Source organism: Flavitalea antarctica, from assembly GCF_054461535.1.
Window position 1 is genome coordinate 90,690 of record NZ_JBTLQG010000025.1, and the last position, 6,000, is coordinate 96,689.

Annotated in this window: 3 protein-coding genes; 1 reads left to right on the forward strand and 2 read right to left on the reverse strand. The window is 44.6% G+C overall.

Annotated features, from left to right (window positions below):
- The first annotated feature begins 228 nt into the window (after positions 1–228).
- The gene (locus ACX0G7_RS19405; protein WP_458925178.1) at positions 229–1,203 is read left to right on the forward strand and encodes a toxin-antitoxin system YwqK family antitoxin; all 975 of its coding nucleotides are present in this window, start codon (positions 229–231) and stop codon (positions 1,201–1,203) included.
- Between the two features lie 113 nt (positions 1,204–1,316).
- Here ACX0G7_RS19405 and ACX0G7_RS19410 read toward each other — a convergent pair whose 3' ends face one another.
- On the reverse strand, positions 1,317–2,525 hold the full coding sequence (locus ACX0G7_RS19410) for an MFS transporter (RefSeq protein WP_458925179.1): 1,209 nt from the start codon (positions 2,523–2,525) through the stop codon (positions 1,317–1,319).
- Positions 2,526–2,640: 115 nt separating this feature from the next.
- The coding region (locus tag ACX0G7_RS19415; protein ID WP_458925180.1) for an alpha-2-macroglobulin family protein at positions 2,641–6,000 on the reverse strand (3,360 nt) is incomplete at its 5' end.

A 6,000-nucleotide genomic window follows, 5' to 3' on the forward strand; every position in this document is an offset into this window, starting at 1 on the left:
AAAACCCAATACGGTGGAATAATTATTGACAAATTTTTTGTGATTGAATTGAAATTTAGGATAGCTCCATAAAAAAATTTATATAGATTTTTTTTATAGATGTAATGATATAATTTCTATTGTCATTGATGATATTTTAACATGTAAATTGGACTAACAATTGATTGCATTTAGTTACTCAATGTATCTTTGCACAGCCGATTCGTCACGTTGAAATTGTGTATTGCTATGAAAAATTCCATCTATCTAACGATCATCATCACACTAAGTTTTTTTTCTGCTTTTGCCCGGCAGGACCAGGACTTTAACAGCCTTGGAGACTCGCCCAGGGACCTGGTAAGAGACAACTTTAACGGCTCTAATGCTCACCCCGAATACAGGTCACCTGTAAACGCGCAGGGTACAAATAATATATTTGACCGAGCCAAAAAACCGATACCAATCGATAAAAGCAGCATGTCATCAAGGGTAGCGATCAGTCCGCGTATACTTGTTGGTCTATCGGCCCAGGGAGATACTCAGTTTGTTGCCCATTATAAAAGAAATAAACTAAAAGGCAAATGGATCAGTAAGTTCGACGAGAACCAGTTATGTGATTCAGGCAACATTGAGAACAATATACCTGATGGCTTATGGAAGAGCTGGTATCCGAACGGAAACCTTCGCTTCATCCGGACCTATGACGCGTTTAAGCTTCAAAAAGCAAAACAGGATATTCCACGCAGAAATTCAAAATCTGTTAATTCTTCGATAGCAGAGATTGCGAAAAAGAATCTCGCGATTGCATATTCATTTCTACATCCGGATTACTCGTTTCACACCCTTGCGGCTCACCCTGTGAATTTTTCCTCCTTCAATAGCTGGCTTACGCTGAATGAGCGGGTGGCCAATAACATTAACCAGGAATCTTTTTACTTTCCGCCATTCTCAGAATGTCTCCATCATGGACTGTACATGAATTTTTACGAAAATGGCGCAGTAAAGGATAGTGGTTATTATCGTAACGGTCTCCGCGAAGGTATCTGGGATGAATGGCTGGATGATGGAAATACCCGATCTCATGGCTTCTATTCACGCGGTCACAAAGTGGATACCTGGAAATTTTATGATAAGCAGGGACGATTGCTCTACGTAAGATCATTTGATCGCCACGGCCGCGAAGTACATCGTAAGACTTTCAAATCAGGGCTTCGCGCTAGTTAACCATTTGTTCAGGTTGATCAGTTGGTTAAGTGAACTGAGTGTTTAATTTAATCGATCGTTTAAGTTAGTCGATCATTTAAGTGAATCGGTAATTAATTAATCGATTGTTTCTTCTAATTAATCGATTGTTTCTTCGCAAGCCGGATCGCAATATAAAGACTACTCCCAACTATCAGGATGCTCAGGTATCCAACCAGGTCATAATTGCTGATCTTTCCATTCTCCCCTTCTGTTACTATCAGTCCCGATATCAGTGATGCTATCCCGGTAAACAACTGTTGAAAGGAGGAGTTGAAACTCATGAACTGTCCCCGTTGGGCAGACTCAACTACAGTACTTATCATTGCCTGTGCCGGGATGTTACGCCCGGTCGAGAACACAAACCAGAAACCAAAAACGGCGAGTACATAAACAAATGGGATCGCCGGCATATTCGTGATAAGGAAAATAGGAACCAGGGAAGCGATCAGTGAGATCACAAAGATCCGGAGTTTGCCAAACCGGTCCGCCATCCGGCCAAGGATGGGCGAAGTTACCAGCGTACATGCGCCGCCGATCATATAGACCATCGGCGTTTGAGATTTCGAGAAACCCAGGTTAAACTCGAGATAAGGATTGATGAAGGGGATGATCAGAAAATGTCCGAGCATCAGGAAAGCAGATAAACTTAAAGCCATCAGCTGGCTTTTATTATTGAACATGTCCCGCAAAACTTTCCTCACATCTGGCTTGTAGCGCATTTCGCCGAGGGGAACCATATGAGAAGTCATGGAAGGCAGAAATTTACTGATCAGCGGAATAACCAATCCTCCCACAATGCCGATAAAAATAAACGGCGCATGCCAGCTGATGAGGTTGGCAAGATACAGGCTGAATGGAACGCCAAAAACGGAAGCAATCGAGAATGCAGTAAAAATGGTGCCCATTGCCCTGCCTCTTTTTTCATATGGAAACACATCGGCGATGATCGATAATACCTGGGCCCCGATCAACCCTCCAAACAAACCAGTCACAATTCTTGCAGCAATCAGGAAAAAAGGATCCGGGGCAATGCCACAACAGATCGTACCTGCAATAAACCCGATATACGCCCAAAGCAGTATTTTCTTACGGTCGAACTTGTCGACATAAAAAGCAGCGACTATCCCGCTCACAAATGCAGTTATCGGGTAAGCCGCCACGATAAGGCTGAAGAAGCGGGTACTGATCTTAAAATGCGGCATCAGGTAGTTACCTAACGGCATCATGATCATGAAGTCCAATATATGTGTGAAGTTGAGGCAGGCCAGGATCAGCAGCATCACTCGTTCTTTCCAGGTCATAATACTATATTAGTTCCGGAAGCAATCGGGTCGCAAAGATCGGTAATGCAAAATTAACCGGTCTCATTATTATCGGTGATGCTATCTAACCAGGTTAACCAGGGTACCGGGATCCCTATTGTCTAACTTCAATACTTCCGCCGCCATTGTACGAATGATATTCACCGTTATACATCGCATCTGCACTAACCGGGCCCATTTTGTAGATTCCCGGAGTCACCGCACGAACCGCGTAATAATAGACCTGGCGGTTATCAGTCAGATTCACGAATAGATTTATCCGGTCATCTCTCACATCGAGTGAGGTGGGCACGGCAGCATTTTTTATCCATTCCATGCCGGGTATTTCACGCGTTCTCGGGTTTTCAATTTCAAAGCCGGCCAGAAGCATATCGGTAATAACAATATTCTCAACGGTGCCCCCGTAAGTTTTTTCGAGAACGATCTCAACGATCACCAGGTCATTCTGCCGGAAGAGCCGGCCGGTGATTGGTTTACCGCTGCGATCAAAAAACTTTTTGCGGACTTTAAGAAACTTATCTTCTTCAACAAAGTCACCGCTTGCACTGATCCCTTCTGATTGCCAGAAATAATACAACCGGCCTTCGCCTTTTGTTGCCATTTCAATATTTGTTCCTTTCAGTTGTGCTGCATTCAGCTTCAATACTCCGCCGTTTGATCTGCCCACTGATTTGCCATTCACTTTGATATCGGCGGTAACTGTCGCCTTTGCCGCGGCCTTTGCAAGCTTCCCGATAGCCAGTAAACTAAACGAACTTTCCTGCGTAGTGAACCATGTTCTTTGTTTTAATTTGTCCGCTACATGTTTAGCCATAAGCGGGATCTGCGGGTTGGCAGGATCCACGTCAAGCAATGCATTCAATGCAATTGCTTCGTCACGGATGTCCGAGGAAAAACTGCCACCGGTTTCCGCCACAGCCACCTCCCCACTGAATGAACCCGGCAATAACTCCCTGAACTTCGCCTTGTCACCACCAATGGCATATGCTACACTAAGCAGGTATTTACTGTCCAGGCTCAGCAAGGCAGGATTTGCCTTATAGTAATTCATAACACTCACATTGGGCTGACCCGCAAGCGCCAAAACATAAAGCGAGTAAGCCACCTCTTTCGGTGCTATTTTTTTCTTTTCTTTCTGATTATAATAATAGGTGATTGTCTGTTTACTTTTAAGTTTTGAATTTACATATAACAGCAAACCGTCTAATAATTTTTTATCGGTTTCAAAACCGGCTTTGCGCGCCTCCAGCAGAAAGTGAGCTGCATAGATACTTGTCCACCAGTTGTCGGAACCTTCTCCATCCCACAATGTAATCCCTCCGTTATACAATTGACGCAACCTGATCTTACGGATAGCCTCTCCTACATTGTAGTTGGCATTAGCTTTTGCGTTTGTTGATGCAGTTGATTTTCCTGAAAGTTGTTCTGAAATGTCGCCATAATACAATTGAGGGAATGCTGCTGAAATCGATTGCTCGGTGCATCCATAAGGATATTGCAAAAGATAACGGAATTGCCTTCCCAGCTCAAGTGCAGGACTACGGCTCACTACCAGCTGGTAGTCAGATGTGCCAGGCAGGAAATCCCTGGTGGGTATGGAGATAGTTTGTGTCGTTGCGCCATTAAGGGAACCGCTTCCCGTGCTTATTTGCAACGGAGCAGAGGGACGAACACTAATCTCGGTCTCTTCATTGAATTTCTCACCCATACCCTGTACTTCGAGGCGGATTTTCCCGGTCGCTACGGAGGGCGAGGCAACAATCCTGAACAGGGCCCTCGTCTCGCTATTTGGTGCGAGATTAAGCGATTGATTGTTACCGCCAACAACGGCAAGTGGACCGCTAACCTGAAGTGATGCATTTACGATAGTGGCTTTCACCGTGGTATTGGTGATGGTCACGGGCATATTGACCGTATCATTTGGTGATAAGAATCTGGGGAGGGAAGAACTGAGTACAAGCGGATCGGCTATGGTCATGGCCGATGCCTTTGAACCAAACCGGTCATCTTTATATGCCACCGCCATTAGCCTGATCTCACCACTGAACTGGGGAACATCAAATTCAAAACTTGATTCGCCATTGCTGTTCGACTTACTCATGCCACTCCAATATGAAACTACTTTTACGCGTTTCGCCGGCATTGGATTTGTTCTTTTATCCATAGACAGATCCCCGTCACCACCTGTACTGCTGAGATTGGCCTTTAGCTCAGGGAACAACAGAGGGTAGATATCGAAAGCATTTACTTCGAGCGCTTTTTTTGCATAGAAATGCCCGTAAGGATCCGGTGTCGGAAAGCCGGTAATCTGCAACACCCCGTTGTCCACTGCTGCAAGGGTGACGTAACTTCCAGGACTCGCTTTCACCGTAACTTTCTGGCGTGTTTTTGACCTCGCAGATTTTGCTGCAATGATCTCTACAGGAATGATGCGGCTCTTTGCATCAACCTTTATACTCTGAAAACCGTGTGCAGCTGTCAGAGGAATGTCAGATTGGGTATGAGGCTTAATCAAACTCGCTGTTATATACACATTGGGCATATGGGCTTCGGTCATCTTCAGATCCAATGAAGCTGTTCTGTTTGAAACATCTACATACTGATATGAGATCACCTTATCGGTTTCCAGCGTCACCAGCATTCTCCCATTAAATGGTGCCTTAAATAAAGCTTTCACCGATTCACCCGGTTGATATCCTGTCTTGTTAAGACTGATATCGATGTTTCCTTCCTGGTTCACTTCAAAGGAACTGTTATTGTTTCCCCATGATCCGTAGCTGTAAAATGCTTTACTCACATAGCTGTTTGCACCCGGTACATATAACCTTAGCTCATAGTTACCAGGAGATCGTGGTGTAAAACTGTAATTTGTTTTATCACCGCTTATGACGATTTCCTGGTCCATCAATAATTTATCGTCCGGTTGCGATTCATAACGGAAATAGCTACCCGCTTTTGAGAGCACGGTGCGGTATTCATGTTTAATGACTTTAACCTGCGCTTTGGCGCCGGTTAACAAGCGCTGATCCTTATCCACAGCTACTATGGGGAAACGGATAGACTGATTGAGCGGGTAATACGAATATCCATCATCAGCTATGCCAAAAAATTGTTGTTGCGTGAATATATCTGCACTCACCATCCTGCTTACCGGTCTTCCCGTTTCATCAAAAACGGTTGCATAAAAATCTGCCTGCAACACACCCATGTTCTTAAAAATGTCCGGCACCCGGTATGATTCCCTGGCATTACCTGCTTCATCGGTTTTACCTTCACGTAATACTTTTTCGTTTGAAACAGCCTGGTTAAGGATTGAGAAATTGAATCCGCCTAAATTCCTGACCTGGAAACGTTTCGGTTTGATCTGTATTTCTGCTTCATAATTCCTGTTCGCGGCAGCCGGCCCAAAAAAGTTGACTGCATTTATGGAGAGAACCACAGGCTCTGCAGGAGC